The 18,569-nt window shown below is 63.9% G+C and carries 21 protein-coding genes; 11 read left to right on the forward strand and 10 right to left on the reverse strand.

From position 1 onward, the window contains the following. The first annotated feature begins 257 nt into the window (after positions 1–257). A complete protein-coding gene (locus FJ430_RS27255) occupies positions 258–1,262 on the forward strand; it encodes a DUF2336 domain-containing protein (protein ID WP_140702911.1) in 1,005 nt (334 codons plus the stop codon). Between the two features lie 5 nt (positions 1,263–1,267). Here the strand turns inward: FJ430_RS27255 and FJ430_RS27260 are convergent, their stop codons facing one another. After that, a complete protein-coding gene (locus FJ430_RS27260; protein ID WP_140702909.1) occupies positions 1,268–1,615 on the reverse strand; it encodes a DUF1491 family protein in 348 nt (115 codons plus the stop codon). Between the two features lie 89 nt (positions 1,616–1,704). Here FJ430_RS27260 and FJ430_RS27265 point away from each other — a divergent pair, with 89 nt between their 5' ends. Together FJ430_RS27265 and FJ430_RS27270 are read left to right on the forward strand one after the other, a co-directional pair. Continuing rightward, positions 1,705–1,965: a type II toxin-antitoxin system ParD family antitoxin gene (locus FJ430_RS27265; RefSeq protein WP_181175226.1), complete on the forward strand. Its 261-nt coding sequence runs from the start codon at positions 1,705–1,707 to the stop codon at positions 1,963–1,965. Continuing rightward, positions 1,958–2,248 (forward strand): type II toxin-antitoxin system RelE/ParE family toxin, encoded by a 291-nt coding sequence (locus FJ430_RS27270; protein ID WP_140702907.1) that lies wholly within the window; start codon positions 1,958–1,960, stop codon positions 2,246–2,248. Before FJ430_RS27265 ends, FJ430_RS27270 begins: the two co-directional genes overlap by 8 nt. A gap of 21 nt (positions 2,249–2,269) precedes the next feature. Here the strand turns inward: FJ430_RS27270 and FJ430_RS27275 are convergent, their stop codons facing one another. After that, positions 2,270–3,061, reverse strand: coding sequence for a peptidoglycan-binding protein (locus FJ430_RS27275; RefSeq protein WP_140702905.1), 792 nt, complete (start codon positions 3,059–3,061; stop codon positions 2,270–2,272). Continuing rightward, positions 3,036–4,772: a sensor histidine kinase gene (locus FJ430_RS27280; protein ID WP_140703628.1), complete on the reverse strand. Its 1,737-nt coding sequence runs from the start codon at positions 4,770–4,772 to the stop codon at positions 3,036–3,038. The genes FJ430_RS27275 and FJ430_RS27280 overlap by 26 nt, the downstream gene beginning before the upstream one ends. 554 nt (positions 4,773–5,326) lie before the next feature. Here FJ430_RS27280 and FJ430_RS27285 point away from each other — a divergent pair. Together FJ430_RS27285 and FJ430_RS27290 are read left to right on the forward strand one after the other, a co-directional pair. Next, complete coding sequence (locus FJ430_RS27285; protein ID WP_140643529.1) at positions 5,327–5,722, forward strand: DUF5330 domain-containing protein; 396 nt, start codon at positions 5,327–5,329, stop codon at positions 5,720–5,722. A 173-nt stretch (positions 5,723–5,895) separates the two neighbouring features. Further along, positions 5,896–6,324 carry a SufE family protein gene (locus tag FJ430_RS27290; protein WP_140643527.1) on the forward strand — a complete coding sequence of 143 codons (429 nt, stop codon included), beginning with the start codon at positions 5,896–5,898 and terminating at the stop codon, positions 6,322–6,324. 80 nt (positions 6,325–6,404) lie between these two features. On the opposite strand, the gene FJ430_RS27295 is transcribed toward FJ430_RS27290, so the two are convergent. Together FJ430_RS27295 and FJ430_RS27300 are read right to left on the reverse strand one after the other, a co-directional pair. Beyond that, positions 6,405–6,830: a MucR family transcriptional regulator gene (locus tag FJ430_RS27295; protein WP_140702902.1), complete on the reverse strand. Its 426-nt coding sequence runs from the start codon at positions 6,828–6,830 to the stop codon at positions 6,405–6,407. Between the two features lie 413 nt (positions 6,831–7,243). After that, positions 7,244–7,588, reverse strand: coding sequence for an SH3 domain-containing protein (locus FJ430_RS27300; RefSeq protein WP_181167099.1), 345 nt, complete (start codon positions 7,586–7,588; stop codon positions 7,244–7,246). A 133-nt stretch (positions 7,589–7,721) separates the two neighbouring features. On the opposite strand from FJ430_RS27300, the gene FJ430_RS27305 reads away from it, so the two are divergent. Beyond that, the gene (locus FJ430_RS27305) at positions 7,722–9,833 is read left to right on the forward strand and encodes a S9 family peptidase (RefSeq protein ID WP_140702898.1); all 2,112 of its coding nucleotides are present in this window, start codon (positions 7,722–7,724) and stop codon (positions 9,831–9,833) included. A gap of 97 nt (positions 9,834–9,930) precedes the next feature. Beyond that, positions 9,931–10,320: an SET domain-containing protein gene (locus FJ430_RS27310; RefSeq protein ID WP_140643521.1), complete on the forward strand. Its 390-nt coding sequence runs from the start codon at positions 9,931–9,933 to the stop codon at positions 10,318–10,320. 3 nt (positions 10,321–10,323) lie between these two features. On the opposite strand, the gene FJ430_RS27315 is transcribed toward FJ430_RS27310, so the two are convergent. From FJ430_RS27315 to FJ430_RS27330, 4 genes are all read right to left on the reverse strand, one after another. Then, entirely contained in the window at positions 10,324–11,271 is a 948-nt protein-coding gene (locus FJ430_RS27315) for a cytochrome c (protein ID WP_140643518.1), read from the reverse strand. Between the two features lie 8 nt (positions 11,272–11,279). Continuing rightward, a complete protein-coding gene (locus FJ430_RS27320) occupies positions 11,280–11,717 on the reverse strand; it encodes a c-type cytochrome (RefSeq protein WP_140643516.1) in 438 nt (145 codons plus the stop codon). Between the two features lie 244 nt (positions 11,718–11,961). Next, on the reverse strand, positions 11,962–12,564 hold the full coding sequence (locus tag FJ430_RS27325) for a superoxide dismutase (protein WP_140643514.1): 603 nt from the start codon (positions 12,562–12,564) through the stop codon (positions 11,962–11,964). A gap of 210 nt (positions 12,565–12,774) precedes the next feature. Next, on the reverse strand, positions 12,775–13,653 hold the full coding sequence (locus tag FJ430_RS27330; protein ID WP_140702893.1) for a branched-chain amino acid aminotransferase: 879 nt from the start codon (positions 13,651–13,653) through the stop codon (positions 12,775–12,777). Between the two features lie 313 nt (positions 13,654–13,966). Between FJ430_RS27330 and FJ430_RS27335 the strand changes: the two genes are divergently transcribed. Both FJ430_RS27335 and FJ430_RS27340 read left to right on the forward strand, forming a co-directional pair. Continuing rightward, positions 13,967–14,629 (forward strand): haloacid dehalogenase type II, encoded by a 663-nt coding sequence (locus FJ430_RS27335; RefSeq protein WP_140702890.1) that lies wholly within the window; start codon positions 13,967–13,969, stop codon positions 14,627–14,629. A gap of 172 nt (positions 14,630–14,801) precedes the next feature. Beyond that, a complete protein-coding gene (locus FJ430_RS27340; protein ID WP_140702888.1) occupies positions 14,802–15,623 on the forward strand; it encodes a L,D-transpeptidase in 822 nt (273 codons plus the stop codon). A gap of 12 nt (positions 15,624–15,635) precedes the next feature. Here the strand turns inward: FJ430_RS27340 and FJ430_RS27345 are convergent, their stop codons facing one another. Continuing rightward, positions 15,636–17,063 (reverse strand): PLP-dependent aminotransferase family protein, encoded by a 1,428-nt coding sequence (locus tag FJ430_RS27345; protein ID WP_140702886.1) that lies wholly within the window; start codon positions 17,061–17,063, stop codon positions 15,636–15,638. A 76-nt stretch (positions 17,064–17,139) separates the two neighbouring features. Here FJ430_RS27345 and FJ430_RS27350 point away from each other — a divergent pair, with 76 nt between their 5' ends. Both FJ430_RS27350 and FJ430_RS27355 read left to right on the forward strand, forming a co-directional pair. Further along, on the forward strand, positions 17,140–17,763 hold the full coding sequence (locus FJ430_RS27350; RefSeq protein WP_140702884.1) for an FMN-binding negative transcriptional regulator: 624 nt from the start codon (positions 17,140–17,142) through the stop codon (positions 17,761–17,763). A 48-nt stretch (positions 17,764–17,811) separates the two neighbouring features. Next, entirely contained in the window at positions 17,812–18,462 is a 651-nt protein-coding gene (locus tag FJ430_RS27355; protein WP_140702880.1) for a LysE family translocator, read from the forward strand. Positions 18,463–18,569: the final 107 nt, after the last annotated feature.

Genomic DNA, 18,569 nt, shown 5'->3' on the forward strand with positions numbered 1-18,569 from the left:
GTCGTGGTGTCGTGACTTGCTCGATTTACAGGTGCCGCTCGCGGCACAAAAGACAGGACCATGCCCATGGTTCGCGCATTCCCTCTCGGTTTCCCCGGAGCACAACGCAACGCCTCCAAAGTTGATTAAGGGGCGTAGAGGGTTAACGGAGCGCTAACGGATCGCGGCTAATTTGATGTTTGTTTTCCTGAAGGTGCGAAACCGGCCCGGCCGGATCGTGCGGTTCGGGAGTGTGTCGAGTGTCGGGCGTATCCTCCGTGTCATCTTCGGATTTCAGGCAAATCGCTATCCGGACCGAAGCTGGAAAGGCCGAAAGGCTGTTCCGCGCCGCGGTGTCGGCGTTTTGCTCGCTGACGCGCCCGTCGCGCCGCGAGATCGCCCAGCTCGAAGACCTGACGCTGCCGCTGTTCGACGAGGTTTCTGTCGAGTCGCGCCGCTATGTCGCCGCTGCCCTTTCCGAATGCGAATATGCGCCGGCCGCGCTGGTCAGGCGGCTGGCCGAAGAGCCGGTCGAGACCGCAGCACCCCTGCTCACCCGCTCCAACGCGCTGAGCGACATCGACCTCATCGCGCTGATCGGCCGGCACGGGCTGCCGCACGCGCGCGCCATCGCGCGCCGCAAGGAGCTCAATCCGACGATCGCCGACCTGATCCGCGCGCTGGAAAGGCCGACGCTGGTCAAGACGCGGCCGCCGGAAACGGTCACGAAGCTCACGCCGAAGCCGGAGCCCGTGACCAAGGCGGACGACCGCCCCGCGCACGGCGAAGCAGCAGAGAACGCGCGGCGCCGCCTGCGGTCGATGATGCGCCCGACCGGTGACAGCGCCGACGTCAACACCTTCCTCGGCCAGCCGGCCTATGTGAAACTGCGCGAGACGGCGCTGACGGGGAACGCGGCCTTCTTCCAGACCGCGCTTGCCGACGCGCTGGATATCGACTTCGCGACGGCCCGTTCGGTGACCGGGCAGTCGAGCTATGCTGCGCTGCTTGCGGCGCTGCGGGCCCTCGATCTCAGCGAAGACATGGCATTCCTGATCGCGGTCGCGGTCTATCCCGGCGAGTTCCCGCATCCGCAGGCGATCCGCCTGTTCCTCGACCGCTACCGGCTGCTGCATCGCGAGGCGGCGCTGGACAAGGTACGCGCCTGGAAGGCCGAGACTCTTTCACGGGCGATCCGCGGCAATGCTGCCGCTGCGGTAGACACCGAAAGCCGCGAAGCCTCGAACAGCGACGAGGCGAGCGCCGGCCTCAAGGCGTCCTGACGCGGTTAATCCGCCTTCACGGAAAGAAGCTCTTCGACGGGAATGGTCCCGCCCTCGATCTCGACCACCCAGATGTCGGGATCGAATTTCTTCTCCCGCTCCAGCCGCGCATCGAAAGCCGAGCCATCGTCGCTCGCACCGAGCATGGCGAAGAAGCGCTCATCGGGCTTGGCCGAATCGTAGCTCGTCTGCGGCGCCGGCCCATAAAGGGCCACCTCTCCCATCCGACCTCGCGAAAGCACGAAGACAGCGCCGGCCTCGGTCGCGCCGCGCTTGACGATTGCGGCAAAGCCGCCGGCGCTGAAGACGCGGCGCACAAGGGCCGAGACCCAGAGATCGGCGGTTACGCGCATGAGAGGTTTCCGGATACCACTCAAGCATCTAACAAATCTTGTTAGAGTTTGTGAAGACCGCTATATAAACAGCGATGAAAAGCCAAGCAATGCGCACCCTCACCATATCGCTTACGCCGAAACAGGCCGCCCGTCTGCAGGATGCGGTCGAGAGCGGCAACTATGCCTCGAACAGCGAAATCGTCAGGGAGGCCCTCAGGCTGTGGGAGCACCGCGAGGAGCTTCGCGTGCGCGAACTCGCACAGTTGAAGCAGGCTTACGACGAAGGGATGGCGAGTGGCGAAGGTCAGGACGTCGATCGCCGGGCCTTTCTCCGCGCTCTGAAAGCCGAGCGCACGGAACGTGGCTAGCTATCGACTTACACCTCGCGCGGAACAAGACCTCAAGAACATTTGGCGCCATATTGCGGCCGACAGCGAACGGGCGGCGGATGGCCTCGTAGAGCGCATTTTCGACAGACTGGAGCTCGCTTGCAGTCATCCCAATATGGGGGTTGCCCGGCCAGAGTTGAGCGCCACGGCACGTATTCTCGTGGAGGGTCGATATATCGTTATCTACGAGCCAATGGACTACGGCATCCTGGCTGTGGCCATTGTTCACGGGATGAGAGACCCCGACCATTGGCTTGAATAGACAGCTTTCGGACGCCGCCGCTCAGTTCGTCAGGCCGATCTCGCGCATCTTGACGTAGACCGCCTCGTCCGGCTCGCCGGTTTCGGGCAGCCCGAAGAGCGCCTGGAATTCCTTGATCGCGGACTTGGTGCGGGCGCCAACCTTGCCGTCGAGCTGCATGTCGCTATTGCCGAACGCCTTCAGGCCGGCCTGGATCCTGACGATGCGGGCGTCGGGAGACAATGTAGGGTCACTGGCCGGGGCCGAGACCGGAATTGCCGATGGCTTGGCCGACGGCGTCGCGGCTGCCGCGTCGGCCGGCCGCGGCGCCGGGTGCGGGATGGCCGCCGTGGTCTGGCGAGCGCCAAGCTGGTCGAGCAGCGCCGTGTCGATCTCGCCCGAGCCGGGTAGCCCAACTTTCAACTGATAGGCCTGGATGGCCTTGCGCGTGGCCGGTCCGGTGAGACCATCGACCGTGCCGTCGTAGAAGTTGAGGTCCTTCAAAATGCCCTGCACCTGCTGGACGACCGGATCCGGCTTGGCCACCGGCTGCGCCGGCGGCTGGCGCACGATGTTGATGGTGGTTTCCGGTTCGTCGGAGACGGTGTGCGGGAAATTCACGATGGTGCGGGTGGCGAAGAAGGCGCCGGTATGCGGAAAGGGCTGATACCAGAGCGCGTTGGCCGAGACGTAGAACAGCGTCACCAGGAAAGCGGTCGAGCCGCCGACCAGGACCGGATTGCTGGCGATCAGCTGACCGACGGCAACCGCGCCCTCGGCAAGGGCGCCGCGCTCTGGTTCGACCACCTTAGGCCGTTTTGCGGAGCGAGCCATTGCTGTCCCCATCTGCATCCCCCTTCGGCTTGACCGCCGGCATGGCCAGCACGCCGGATGGCGCACCGGAACGCCGCTTCGGCCCGTTCACCGGCAGGCCGATCGTCACCGTGGTGCCCTCACCTGGCGCGCTCTCGATCGACATGGTGCCCTCGTGCAGCGCCACCAGGCCCTTGACCAGCGACAGGCCGAGCCCGGTTCCCTCGAAACGGCGCGTGTAGTCGTTCTGGATCTGCATGAACGGCTTGCCGAGATTGGCCATGTCCTCCTCGGCGATGCCGATGCCGGTGTCGCTCACCCAGAAATGCAGGTGTGAGCCGACACGCTTGGCGCCGATCACCACGCTGCCGCCATCGGGCGTGAACTTCACGGCGTTCGACGCGAGATTGATCAGGATCTGCTGGACCGCTCGGCGGTCGGCATTGATCTCGCCCGCATCCGGGGCGATCTGCGTGGCAAGAACTATGCTCTTGGCGTCGGCCAGCGGCCGCATCATCGAGCGACACATGTCGACGGCCTCGACGAAGCGGAACGGCTCCAGCTCGGTCGCGTAGGCACCCGCCTCGATGCGCGAGACATCGAGGATCGAGGTGACGACGGACAAGAGATGCTGGCCGGATTCCCTGACCAGGCCGACATATTCCTTCTGGCGCGGATCCCTGAAGGCGCCGAACATCTCATGCAGCAGCATGTCGGAAAAGCCGATGATGGCGTTGAGCGGCGTGCGCAGCTCGTGGCTGACCACCGCCAGGAAGCGGCCCTTGGCCACTTCGGCGGCCGCAGCGGCCTCCCTGGCTTCCGCAAGCTCGTCGCGAAGCGCCGCCACGTCGTCGTTTTCGCGCAGGACCAGGGTGAAGACGTCGCGGTCGACTTCGCCGCGCAGCAGATCGAGGCTGAACGGGCGGAAATTGTCGGTCGCGCCGGAACCCTCGCGCGGCAAGCGGATGCGCAGATCAAGCCGGCGCTTCGGCGCGCCCTCGCGCATGTCGGCCAAAGCGGTGAGATAGGCGACGCGGTCGGAAAGATGGACGCGATCGAAAAGGCCGGTGCCGAGCAGGAGCTCCGGCGCCAATTTGAGGGTCGAACGCGCCCGGGCGGACGCGTCAAGCACTTCGCCCTGGCGACCGACGCGCAGCACGACGGCGTCGATGACGTCCTCGAGACGATCGCCGGCAGCCTCCGCCAGCCGCAAGCCGGCCGGATTGGCGATGGCGGCGGCCCGCGGCACCAGCGTCAGCGCCCAGGCGAGCGGCAGCAGCCAATGCCAGGTGGCGATTTCGCCGAGCGGCAAGACCTGCCCGGCAAAGGGCTGCAGCACGATGGCGGCAAGCGCCGCCAGCGCGCCCCACAGCGCAGCGCGCCGCGACCCCGAGACCCACCAGGTTTCGACCGGCAATGCGACGGCAAGGAGTGCCGCCGGCGAGGCCAATCCGCCCGCCGCCGCGATGGCGCCGGCAAGGGCGAGGCCGCCGAGCGCGACCGCCATGCGGCCGGCAAGCGCCATGTGGCCGGTGGCCGCCACCAGAAGCGCCGCGAACCAACACAGGCCAAAAGCGGCAAAGATCGCCGCTACCGTGACGGCCGCGCCGAGACTCGCGGTGACGAGCGTGACCGCCGCACCCGCGGCAAGGAAGGGCGCGGCGAGCATGACGCCGATGAAGCGACGCTGGCGCAGGCGTTCCGCCTCACCCGTCACGTTCGGGTGAACCATGCGCTCGCAGCCGGCGGCAACCGCGCCAGGCAATTGAACGTATCTGGCTGAAATCGAACTCAACGCACGCGTACCCGGTCGTAAAAAACGCCTGCCTGGCAGGTGACTCATCAATTGGCTTGAAACTCGCATCCAGCGTTTAAGGAATGGATAAGGCTGGCGAAGCCGGCGCCCGCCCCAGGACAAATATTGTGATGCCGACCCCGCAAAGCACGCCGAGTTGCCGCCATGGTAAACGGCGGGTTAGCCGCGAGGCCTGTGCCAAAACGAGCCGAAACTTGACACGACTAATCTCTGTCGGGAATAAAATCGAGTAATTACAATATGATATATGGTTATCGTAAAGTTAATGTGGTCGATGAGATTCGAGGCAAGTCCGTTTCAAAACCAATTCCTTTCGAATTTGCCTAAAATTTGAGGAAAATTCGCGGCTTCGATGCAAGCCGTCCTTTGCGTGACCGTGCCACTCTCGTGCCCATAAAGAGGTCATGCCGATGGATGCATGATCCGTCACGGATGGATGCATCGTCCATCGCGGATGAGAGGCAAGTAAGATGGGCTTTCTGATCAGGATGGCTTTCTGGTTTTCGCTGGTGCTGCTGGCGCTGCCGCTCGGCGTCGGCCCGGGTGAAGACGGCCAGCAGAGCGTCGGACCGATCCAGGCGCTGTTTGCGGCGCGCGAGGCGGTCGGCGACATTGCCGGGCTGTGCGAGCGTAAGCCCGATGTCTGCGAAACCGGCAAATCGGCCATGTACACCATCACCGTTCGCGCCAAGGAAACGGCCAAGATCGCCGCGGCCATGATCGACGACCAGCAACAGCCCGGGCAGGCAGGCGCGCCCGAGACGAAGGTCGCGGATGGTTCCGTCACGACCACCGGCAGCGTCGCCGAGGACATCGTGCTGCCCGCCAAGGTCAACATTCCGGTGATGCTGACCGCCAAGAACTGAATTCTTTCCAGCCGTTCGCTCGGCTCTTCAGTTTCGGCGCAATTCCGGACGGAAAACCGCTACGCACTTTTCCTGGAATTGCTCTAACGCCGCGGGCCCGTCCGACCTCTCGACGCCCGCGGCGTCTTTCTTTTTCCGTGACGCGGCCGGGCCGGGCCACTATATGCGGGTCAATGGCCACCCCGATCCAGACCATCCGCGACGACTTTTCCCTGCTCGACGAGTGGGAGGACCGCTATCGCTATGTGATCGAGCTAGGCGAGGGCCTGCCGGCCTTTCCCGAGGCGGAGCGCACGGCCGCGAACAAGGTGCCTGGCTGTGTGAGCCAGGTGTGGCTCACCACCGAGCAAGGAGCGGGCGCCGATCCGGTGATCAGCTTCCAGGGCGATTCGGATGCCCATATCGTGCGCGGCCTCGTCGCCATCATGCTGGCGCTGTTTTCGGGCAGGCATGCAAGCGAAATCCAGAACACGGACGCCGAAGCGACCCTGAAGGAACTCGGCCTCGACGAGCATCTGTCGCCGCAGCGCGCCAACGGCCTGCGTTCGATGGTCAAGCGCATCAAGCGCGACGCCGAAGCAGCGCTGAAGCAGACGGCCTGATCCGGCCGATATCGCTCCCATCAAGAAAGCAAAACGGCGCCGCAAGGGCGCCGTCGAACTGCTTGACGAGCTGAGACCAATCAACGGCCCTTGCGCTTGCGGCCCAGACCCATCTTCTTGGCGAGCTGCGAGCGGGCGGCCGCGTAATTGGGGGCGACCATCGGATAGTTGGCATCCAGGCTCCACTTCTCACGGTACTCTTCCGGCGTGAGATTGTAGTGGGTCATCAGGTGCCGCTTCAGCGACTTGAACTTCTTGCCGTCCTCGAGACAGACGATGTAGTCGTCATGGACGGAGCGCTTCGGGTTCACAGCCGGCTTCTGCTTCTCGGCCGACGGCTGCTCCGGCGAGCCACCGACGCGACCCAACGCGGCATGGACGTCGGCGATAAGGTTCGGCAGTTCCCCAACCGGCACCGGGTTGTTGCTGACATAGGCGGCGACGACATCGGCGGTCAGCTCGATCAGCGCATCACCGTTTTTCGAAGGTGTTTCGACGATTTCCATAGTGCTAAGGCCCCAACGAGAGTTTGTTTCTAAAACTGCGCCCTTTTTGTGGGATCGGGCATCGCGCGAATTTCGTGCAGGAAAGCCTGCGATTCGCATCGCCTTATCTTAATGACGCCGCGTTGCAAGTAAGTCAATTCGCATATTGACTTATATTCACCGATATTCATCAAATATTGCTGATTCAGCTTCAAAAATTCGTGCGCCGTGTAACTTCGCGAGATTTTTCTGGTCAGACCAGCATGCCGTGACGTCACGTCATCCGTGTGTTAGACATCCGATCGCCGCTCGACACGGCGTTCAATGCTTGGCCAATGCTTGGATGCCTGTCGCACCGGCGCGACAAATCCTGCGGCGCAACAAAGCGCAAGGACGCCGCCCTGCCGATCCGGATCCTGGGTGAACGATACCCCCTAGTAAGGCGCGATATATTTGCCGTAGACCCAGCCGGTGACGAAATGGCCATTTTGCGCCGGGTCGTGCCATATCTCGCACCAGCGATAGCGGATCGCCTGGCGCTGCTTCCATTGCGGCTGGCGGGCGATATCGAGCAGGTTCACGCCGCCGGTGCAGCGGCCGGTCATCTGCAGCACGGTGCCGTTCGGATAGGCGGCCTGTTTTTGCGATGCGTTGGACGGATACTTTCGTGCATTGAGCGTGTCGCCGAACGGCACGCCCGCCACTTGCCAGGCGGCAAAGACGGTTGCATGAGACTGACTGGAAAAAGCCAGACCTGCCGCGAGGATGGCGACAGACATTGCGGTAGAAACACAGGATTTCATCTTTCCCCCTTCGACTTAGCTTCTATAGACCACCTTGAACCGCGCCCCTTGAACCGCCGCTGAGCGGCGTGTTCATTCGTCATTCAAGCAAATTCCGCAGCGAGACGTAATGACCAGAGCTTCCGCCTTGACTTCCGCCTTCCCGGCCGCCAACCCGCCGACGCCCGAGAAACACCCGGTTTCCGAAACGCATCACGGCATCACCCGCGGCGACGACTATGCCTGGATGCGGGCCGACAACTGGCAGGCCGTGTTCCGGGACCCTTCCCTCCTCGACGGCCGCATCCGCGCCCATCTCGATGCCGAGAACGCCTATCAGGCGGCGCTGATGGCCGGCACCGCGGACCTGCGCGGCAAGCTGTTTGCCGAGATGAAGGGGCGCATCAAGGAGGATGACTCGACGGTGCCCATGAAGGACGGGGCCTATGCTTATGGCTCTTCCTTCCGGCTGGGCGGCGAGCAGCCGCGCTATTTCCGCACGCCGTGCGGCGGCGGCGCCGAGGAGATCCTGCTCGACGGCGATAAGGAAGCCGAGGGCAAGGCCTATTTCAGGCTCGGCGGCGTCGACCATTCGGCCGATCACGGGAAGCTGCTGTGGGCCTTCGACGACAAGGGTTCGGAGTTCTTCACGCTGCGCGTGCGCGACCTTGCGAGCGGCAAAGAACTTGCCGACCATATCCCGGATACGGGCGGCGGCGGGATGTGGAATGCCGGCGATGGCGGCTTCTTCTACACCCGTCTCGACGACAATCATCGCCCGTCAAAAGTGTTCTTCCACGCGCTCGGCGACAAATCGGAGAATGACCGGCTGATCTACGAAGAGACCGATCCAGGCTTCTTCATGGATGTCGGCGGCACGCGCGCCAATGACTGGATCATGATCGGCATCAACGACCATGAGACTTCGGAATACCACCTGCTGCCCGCCAATGATCCAGCGGCCGAGCCCAAGCTGGTGGCGGTGCGCGAGACCGGCCTGCAATACGACCTGGAAGAAGGCGGCGACGTCTTCTTCATCCTCACCAATGCCGACGGCGCCAAGGACTTCAAGATCATGACCGCGCCGGTCGACAATCCGGTGCGCGCCAACTGGCAGGAACTGGTGCCGCACGAGCCCGGCCGGCTGATCCTCTCGGTGCTCGGCTTCAAGCATCATATGGTCAGGCTCGAGCGCAAGGACGGACTGCCGCGCATCGTGGTGCGCGAGCGCGCCAGCGGCGAGGAGCATTTCATCTCCTTCGACGAGGAGGCCTTCTCGCTCGGACTGTCCGGCTCCTACGAGTACGACACGGAGACGATGCGTTTCACCTATTCGTCGATGACGACGCCGGCGCAGGTGTTCGACTACAATATGCGCAGCCGCGAGCGCGTGCTCTTGAAGACGCAGGAAGTGCCCTCCGGCCACGATCCAGAGCACTATGTCACGCGCCGGCTGATGGCGCCCGCCGCCGATGGCGAGCTGGTGCCGATCTCGCTGCTCTACCATCGCGACACGCCGCTCGACGGTTCGGCGCCCTGCCTGCTTTACGGCTACGGCTCCTACGGCATCACCGTTCCTTCGGCCTTCAACACCAACTGCCTGTCGCTGGTCGACCGCGGCTTCGTCTATGCCATCGCGCATGTGCGCGGCGGCAAGGACAAGGGCTATGGCTGGTACGATGACGGCAAGCGGGCGAAGAAGATGAACACCTTCACCGATTTCATCGCCTGCGGCCGCCATCTCGTCGCCGAGCGTTACACAAAGCACGACCGCATCGTCGCCCAGGGCGGCTCGGCCGGCGGCATGCTGATGGGGGCGATCGCCAACATGGCGCCGGAGGATTTCGGCGGCATCGTCGCCGAGGTGCCGTTCGTCGACGTGCTCACCACCATGCTCGACGCCAGCCTGCCGCTGACGCCGCCGGAATGGCCGGAATGGGGCAACCCGATCGCGTCAGCCGCCGACTACGCTACGATCGCGGCCTATTCGCCCTACGACAATGTGGCGGCGCACGACTACCCGCCGATCCTGGCGCTGGCGGGCCTGACCGATCCGCGCGTCACCTATTGGGAGCCGGCGAAATGGGTGGCGCGGCTGCGCGACCGCAAGGCAGGCGGCAATCCGGTGCTGTTCAAGATCAACATGGAGTCCGGCCATGCCGGCGCGTCGGGCCGCTTCTCGCGGCTGGAGGAGATCGCATACATTTACGCCTATGCCTTGAAAGTGACCGGCAAGACCTGATTTTCCGCTCGCAATTGGCAAGGGCGCGCGCTACCCAGTGCCGCCCTTTTTCGACCTAGCCTCTCCCGGCCGCGACCATTCACCCGCAAGGATCCTCATGCTCCTCGTCGACACGTATCTCGACAAATCCGCCATTCAGGGCATCGGCGTCTTCGCCAGGGGCCACATCGCCAAGGGCACGCTGGTCTGGAAGCTCGACCCAAGGTTCGACCGCCGGATCCCGGTCGACACCTACGAGGCCCAGATCGGCCCGGTGAAATCCTATCTCGACCGCTATTCCTATCCGGACCGGCACGATCCGAGCTTCATCGTCTTCGAGGCTGACGACGCACGCTACATGAACCACGACGACGACCCGAACTGCGACGTCTCCTCGCCCGAGGAGACCTACGCGCTACGCGACATCGCGCCAGGCGAAGAACTGACCTGCAACTACAACCACTTCTTCGAAGGCGGCTTCGATTTTCTGGGCGACCGCCACCTGTAAAGGTTAGCTCGCCGGCTTGCGCGCCGGATAGCCGTTGGGATGCGGCGGGACGGCCTTGAGATAGGCGGCGATCGCCGCGCGGTCGTCGGCGGTCAGTTGCGCCATGTTGCGCTGCACATCGACCATGGCGCCGCCGACGGAATCGAAATCGGGCGTGAAGCCGGTCTCGAGGTAATTGGCGATGTCGGCCTCGGACCAGTCCTTGATGCTCTTCCCGTCGGGCGTGATGTTGGGCACGACGCCCGAGCCTTCGGCCGCCACGGCGCCTGCCAGCCACTCGCCTTTCCTGACGCCGCCGGCAAAATCGCGCGGCGTGTGGCATTCGCCGCAATGGCCGGGTCCCTCGACCAGGTAGCGACCGGCCAGCACCTTGTCCGGCGTGCCCTCTGGCAGCACGATCACCGGTTCGGGGCTGAGATAGACAAGCTTCCACAGGCCAATGCCGCGACGGATGGTGAAGGGGAAGGAAAGCCTGTGATCGGGCGCCTTGCCGGCAACCGCCGGCAGCGTCTTCATGAAGGCGTAGAGGTCGGCGATGTCGGCCGGCTTCATGCGCGCGTAGGAGGCGTAGGGAAAGGCCGGGTAGAAATGCTCGCCCGAGGGCGAGACGCCCTTCAGCATGGCGTTGGCGAAGTCCTCCTCGCTCCAGGCACCGATGCCGTCCTTCTGGTCCTGCGAGATGTTGGGCGGAACGAAGGTGCCGAACGGCGTCTTGAGTTCCAGACCGCCGACGAGTTCGAGACGGGCGTCGCCCTGGGCGCCCGGCTTGGCGTGGCAGGAGGTGCAGCCCCCCGCGTAGAAGATGCGCTTGCCCTTGGCGGCGTCGCCGGGGCCGAGCTCAGCGACGGTCGCGGCGTCAAGCCTGGCCGGCGCCGACAGGACCCAGCCGGCGGCAGCCGCGGCGCCGCCAAGCACGATGACGGCGCCGACAAGCTTCTTCAGCCAGGCCATTTAGGCGATCAGCTCTTCTTGATCCGGTAGGTCTGGTGGCAGGTGCCGCAATCGCCGCCCAGCGTGTTGAGTTGCGCCTTCAGCGCGTCGACATCGGCCGGCGGGGAAGCGACCGCGGCCTTGGCGTCGGCCAGGAACTTGTCCCCGGCCGCCTTGAAGCCCGCCATGTCTTCCCAGATCTTCGGCGCGGCCGTGGTGTCGCCCTTGTCGGAGCCGGCCGGGAACAGCTTGTCGGCGTCGAACTTCTCGGCATTGGCCTCCAGGGCCTGCAATGCCGTCAGCACCGCGGCGGCGTCAAAAGGCTCCTCGCCCTTGACGACCTTCGAGATCTGCCCGGCGAGCTTGCCGCGTTCCTTCATCAGGGCCTGGCGATCCTTGATCGGATCGGCATAAGCGGCCGAACCGGCGAAGGCGAGCAAAGAGATGGCGATGACAAGCTTTCTCATTCAATTGGCTCCACGGTGAAGGAAGAGGGTACGCGACTGAGGCATTTCACCGTTCAAGGTGAAATGCTCTATCTCCTGGTTGGGGCAATTCCGGACGGAAAATCGTTCCACACTTCTCCTGGAATTGCTCTGGACGTTAACGGGCGTGGCGGTGGGATTATTCCCCGTCGCCGTGACGATTTTGCCGGATTTCTCTACCGAAAAAGAAAAGCCCCGGCGAACCGGGGCTTCTCATCAAAATCTTTTAGCCTTTGGCCTTTTCATAAAGCTCCAGGACGTGGTCCCAGTTGATCAGACTGTCGACGAAGGCTTCGAGATATTTCGGCCGCGCGTTGCGGTAGTCGATGTAGTAGGAGTGCTCCCACACGTCGACGCCGAGGATCGGCGAGCCGCCATGGACCAGCGGGTTCTCGCCGTTCGGGGTCTTGGAGATTTCCAGCTTGCCGTTCTTGACCGAAACCCAGGCCCAGCCGGAGCCGAACTGGGTGGTGCCGGCGGCGATGAAATCCGCCTTGAACTTGTCGTAGCCGCCGAGATCGCTGTCGACCGCCTTCTGCAGCGCGCCCGGCAGCTTGTTGCCGCCGCCGCCCTTCTTCATCCACTTCCAGAAATGGATGTGGTTGTAATGCTGGGCCGCGTTGTTGAAGAGCCCGGCATTCTTGCCGAAGGACTGCTTCACGGCCTCTTCGACCGACAGGTCGCCCATTCCGGCCTCGGCCGCCAGCTTGTTGCCGTTGTCGACATAGGCCTTGTGGTGCTTGTCGTGGTGATACTCCAGCGTCTCCTTCGACATGTAAGGCTGCAGGGCCTCGTAGTCGTAAGGCAAAGCGGGCAACTCAAAAGCCATGGATGGTACTCCCTCGAGGAAAAAGTCCGGTGATATTACCGAGCTAAGATAGGTCTGGAATGGGTTGGGGCAACTCCAGAATGGAGCGCCGAGCGACTTTTTAGAGCAATTCCGGGAAAAGTGCGAAACGGTTTTCCGCCCGGAATTGCGCAAAAATGACGAGGCGGAGCTGTTCGCCGTTTGGGGGAAACGGTGAAACGCTCCGGCGGCTCAGACGGCGGACGTCGAATGCGCCCATTCCCAATAGAGCTCGCGCGCCTTCTTGGCGACCGGTCCGGGCTGCAGGTCGCGGTTTTCGATGCGGGTGATGGGCACCACTTTCGAGTGGTTGCCGGTCGAGAAGATCTCGTCGGCCTCAAGGAAATCGCGAACCGACAGCGTCTTTTCGGTGGTCGTGAAACCGTAGTCGCCGAGCAGGTTGATGGTGCGCGAGCGGGTGATGCCGGAGAGGAACGTGCCGTTCGGGGCCGGCGTCATCACGTGGCCATCCTTGACCAGGAAGATGTTGGAGGTTCCGGTCTCGGCGACATTGCCCAGCATATCGAGCACCAGCGCGTTGTCGAAGCCGCGGTTCTTGGCCTCCAGGATGGCGCGACCGTTGTTGGGGTAAAGGCAGCCGGCCTTGGCGTTGGTCGGCATGGTCTCGATGGTCGGGCGCCGGAACGGCGAGACACCGACCGAAAAGCCGGATGGCGGGATCATCGGCGATTCGTAGAGGCAAAGACAGAAGCGGGTCGAGGCCGGATCGGCCGGCACGCCCATATAGCCGCCATGCTCGGCCCAATACATCGGCCTGATATAGACCGCCGTCTTGCCGTCGAATTTCTTCAGGCCATCCCAGGTCAGGCCGACGATCTCCTCGGCGGTCATGGAGGGTTTCAGGCCAAGCGCCGTCGCCGAGGCGTTGACGCGGGCGGAATGAAGCTCGAGGTCGGGCGCCACGCCCTCGAACCAGCGGCCGCCGTCGAAGACGCTGGTGCCCAGCCACATGGCGTGGCTGCGCGGCCCGAGAATGGCGACGTTGCCCTCGTACCAGTCGCCGTCCACATAGGTCCAAGTCGCGGTTTGCGCCGCCGCCGCCAATGTCATGTTCGCCGTCCAAATGAGTGATTTCAGGCCGCCATAGGACGATGCTTTGACGGTTGGCGTCAACCGACATGGCCAAAAATCGTTGAGGCCAGCCATACTTACAGAGCGTCGCCCGAAGCGGATCGGACAACGCCCGGTAAGTTCTTTTGTTTGATGCATGTCGGTTTCCCAACCGCGACACACTTTTGGGCGACATGCATTATTTGTTTGATGCATGTCGGTTTCCCAAAACCGCGACACACTTTTGGGCGACATGCATTAAAAGCGCAATCAGCGCTTGCACGGGGCGCATCCTCGCCTCAAAACTCTCGTTATGCATCATGCGGCCTATGTCTTCGACGCCTATGGCACGTTGTTCGACGTGCACGCCGCCGTGCGCCGGCATGCTGGCGAGATCGGGCCGAACGGCCAGCTTCTCTCCGAAATCTGGCGCGCCAAGCAGCTCGAATATTCCTGGGTCAGGACGCTGATGGGCTCATACGCCGACTTCTGGCAGCTGACCGAGCAGGCGCTGGATTTCGCTTTGCGCAAGGTGCCCTCGGCCGATCCGGCGCTGCGGACGAAACTGCTCGAAGCTTATTGGCGGCTCGACTGCTATCCGGAAGTGCCCGCCGTGCTGAAAGCGCTCAAGGCCTCGGGCGCGAAGCTCGCGATCCTCTCCAACGGCTCGCCCGAAATGCTCGACGCGGCGGTCAAGTCCGCGGCGCTCGACCAGATCCTCGACGACGTGTTTTCGGTCGACCAGGTCAAACGCTTCAAGACCGACCCGTCGGTCTACGACCTGGTGGTCACTGGCTGGCGGCTCTATCCGGGCGCGGTGTCGTTCCAGTCGTCGAACCGCTGGGACATCGCCGGCGCGACCAAGTTCGGTTTCCGTACGGTCTGGATCAACCGGACCGACCAGCCGGATGAATACCGCGACTTTCAGCCGGGCTTGATCCTGCCTTCGCTCGAAGGTCTCCTGGCAGGCGCCTGAGACCTCTGTTGCTGCAGCGCAACAGCTGTGGCGCGGTCACAGCTTCGCCTTTTTCTGTCCACCCTCAGGCCAGAATTGGAACCGCCTATCGCCGCCGACTGTTATGAATGCCGTCGGCGACGTGCCCGCGGATTCATGCTTTCTTGCGAATTAAGACCTAGAAAAGGCAACCATGTCAGACGCTTCCTTCCGCCTCAGCCGCCGTGGCTTCCTCAATTTCACAGCCCTTGGCGCTGCTTCGGCCGCCGTGTCCGCGTGCACCACCACCGGTCCGGGCCCCGCTCCCATCCAGCCGCCACCGCCGGCCTATGTCGAGCCGCCCCTCGGCGATTACGAGACGATGTATGGCGCGATGTCGGACAATGGCTTCGACCTGCCGGCCATCCCGGTCAACAAGATCGATCACAAATTCTTGCGCCAGATCGTCCCCGATCCGACCGGACAGCGCCCGGGCACCATCGTCGTCGATACCACCGGCCACTTTCTCTATCTGGTGCGCGAGGGCGGTCAGGCGATCCGCTACGGCGTCGGCCTCGGCCGCGCCGGCTTCGAATGGTCGGGCGACGCCGTCGTGCAGTGGAAGCAGAAGTGGCCGAAATGGACGCCGCCGGACGAGATGGTCGCCCGCCAGCCGGAACTGACCCAATACAGCGCCAAGAATGGCGGCATGCTGGGCGGCCTGAAGAACCCGCTCGGGGCGCGTGCGCTTTATCTGTTCCAAGGCAACCAGGACACGCTCTACCGCCTGCACGGCTCGCCCGAATGGTGGTCGATCGGCAAGTCGGTATCGTCAGGCTGCGTGCGCCTGATCAACCAGGACATCATCGACCTCTACGACCGCGTGCCGACCAAGACGCCGGTCATCGTGACGGCCAATATCGGCGCGCCGGAAGAGGACATGCCGGAGCGCAAGGCGATCCCGATCGACAACGGGGTGCCGACGGGCTCGATCCTGCTCGGTCCGGTGAAGAAACTTACCAACGAGATTTTCTAAGCGGTTGGTTCGTCAGCGGTGCTCGGCCAATATGGTGGCCAGCACGGCAACGCCGCGCCGCAACGCATCCGCATCGAGCCCGGCATAGCCAAGAATGAAGCCGGCCGTTTCCGGACGCGGCCCGCCCGGATCATAGAGTGGCGACACCGCATAAACGCCGATACCGGCGGTGCGCGCCGCAGCGATGATCGCCGCTTCGCGTCCAGCATCGATACCGTTCATCCAAGCAACGACATGCAGGCCAGTCTCGGCCCCGGCGACGGTAACCCGCGACCCCAGATGTTCAGTCAAAGCCTGCAGCAGGATGCCCCTGCGCTCGGCGTTCTTCCTGCGAATGCTGCGCACGTGGCGCTCGTAGGCGCCGCTCGCCAGCAACTCGGCCAGCACGTCCTGTTCCAGCATCGGAGCATGCCGGTCGGTCAGGCGCTTGGCCTCGCCGAACGCCCGGCGCAGGCTGGCGGGGACGACGAGATAGCCGAGCCTCAAGGTCGGCGAGAGCGTCTTGGACAGCGTTCCGACATAGATGACGCTATCCGCGTCGAGGGCCTGCAGAGGCGGGATCGGGCTGATGTCGTGACGGTATTCGCCGTCATAATCGTCTTCCACAATATAGGCCCCTGTGCCGGCGGCCCAGGCCAGCAGCGAACGCCGCCGCGTCGCCGAAAGCACGCCACCGAGCGGAAACTGGTGCGAAGGCGTCACATAGGCGAGACGGGCCGGCGGCAGCGTATCCGTCCTTAGCCCTTCCGCGTCGACGGCAACGGGCACGGCGACGCCTCCGGCCGCCACGAAGGCGTGGCGTGCCAGCGGATAGCCGGGGTTCTCGATCACAAAGGGGTCACCGGGGTCGAGCAGCAGCCGCGCGCAGAGGTCCAACCCCTGCTGCGAGCCGTTGACGATGACGATCTGGTCCGGCGTGCAACTGATGCCGCGAGCCCGCCAGAGATAGGCCTGAAGCGCGTTGCGCAGAACGGAAGACCCCTGAGGATCGCCATAGCGCAGCCGCGCGGCGCGCCGCAGGATCGCCTTGTTCGACGCGCGCCGCCAGGCCAGCACCGGGAAGTCCGCACCGGACAACTCGCCATAGCGGAAATCCGCGAGCTTGGCTGGTTGCCCTTCCGTAGGCGCAGGCAAGGCCAGCAACCGTCGTGCGAATGCCGAGAGGTTGCGTGGCGAAGCGGCTGCGATGGGCGCCTCTCCCGACGCCCTCTCCAACCCCGGAGCAACGATGGCGCGCGCACCATGCCGGATGATCAGATAGCCTTCGGCGTCGAGCTGATTGTAAGCGGCCGTCACCGTGGTTCGCGAGGCGCCCCACTCGGTCGCAAAAGCCCGCGTCGACGGAAGGCGATCGCCTGGCCGATAGGCGCCGCTGTGGATCTGCTCCTTGATCGCCGCGATGATCCGCCGCGCGACGCCGTCCTGCTCCGACTGGACCACCAAAAACCTTCAAAACTGGATATTCCAAGCAAGCCAGACATCCGGCATCTTTTCTTGGAACGCAAGGAGTTTTGCCATGTACACACCGCCCGCCTTTCGCGACGACGATCATGAGAGCCTCACCGCCACGATCCGCGCCGCGCGGCTGGCAATCCTGGTCACCGCCACGGCCGATGGCCCGCTGGCGACGCCTCTGCCGCTTTTCCTCGATGAGAACGAGGGCGAGCACGGCGTGATCTACGGCCATGTCGCAAAGGCAAACCCGCAATGGCGCATGCCACCACTGGGCGACGGCCTGGCGATGTTCATGGGCCCGGACGCCTATGTGACGCCGGCCTGGTATCAGACCAAGCAGGAGACCGGGAAGGTGGTGCCGACCTGGAACTATGTCGCCGTCCACGCCCATGGGCCGATCGAGTTCTTCGAGGATGCCGACAGGCTGCTCGAGGTGGTGACCCGCCTGACCAACCTGCATGAGGGCGAGCGCGCAGCACCCTGGGCCGTGTCGGACGCACCGGCGGATTTCATCAAGTCGCAGCTGAAGGGCATTGTCGGCCTGCGCATGCCGATTACGAAGCTCGAAGGCAAGCGCAAGATGAGCCAGAACCGCAACGCGGCCGATCGCGCCGGCGTCGTGTCCGGCCTGTCATCGAGCGAGCGGCCGTCCGACCGCGCGGTCGCTCCGCTCATTCCGGTGTGAAGACTGGCCGGTGTGAAGACCGGCCCTGCGCTTTCAAGAGAGTCCATCATGCCGGATTTGACCCAATTCGCCTTGTACTTCGCCGCGGCATTCCTGCTTGCCATTACACCGGGGCCGGGCATCTTCTATGTCGCCGCACGCACGCTGGCTGGAGGACGCGCGGAAGGCATTGCCTCGAGTGTCGGGACGGGCCTCGGCGGCATGGTCCATGTGCTTGCCGGCAGCCTGGGTGTTTCAGCTATCGTGCTCGCCAGCGCGGAGCTGTTCACGGCGCTGAAGCTGATCGGTGCCCTCTACCTCGTCTGGCTGGGCTTCCGCACCTTCCAGTCCGCGCGCCGCGAGGCAAAGACGATGCTGGAAGGCGGGACGCTGTCGCCTGCCGTCGGCACTGGCCGAGCGTTTCGCGAAGGCGTGCTGGTCGAGGCCTTGAACCCAAAGACGGCCGCCTTCTTCCTGGCCTTCATTCCGCAATTCGTGAACCTGGGCGCCGGCCACGTCGCCCTGCAATTCATGGTCCTTGGCTTCATATCGGTGACGCTCAATACAGTGGCCGATGTCGTGGTCGCTTTTGCGGCGAGCCGCATCCGGCAAGGCGCGGCCGGGCGCGCCAGCACCATACGCCGGCTGCGGGAGGCCTCCGGCGGCGCTATGATCGCGCTCGGCATGGGCCTGGCCATAGCCAAGCGCCCCGCCCTTTGATTGCCCGGCGACGTTCAGCGGACGGTCGACGAGGCCTCGACGATCGCGTCGATGGCCATGACGTCGCATGTGTTGCACAACGCATGCCTATGCGACAGATGAAGCAG

Source organism: Mesorhizobium sp. B2-8-5 (assembly GCF_006440675.2).
GTDB lineage: Bacteria > Pseudomonadota > Alphaproteobacteria > Rhizobiales > Rhizobiaceae > Mesorhizobium.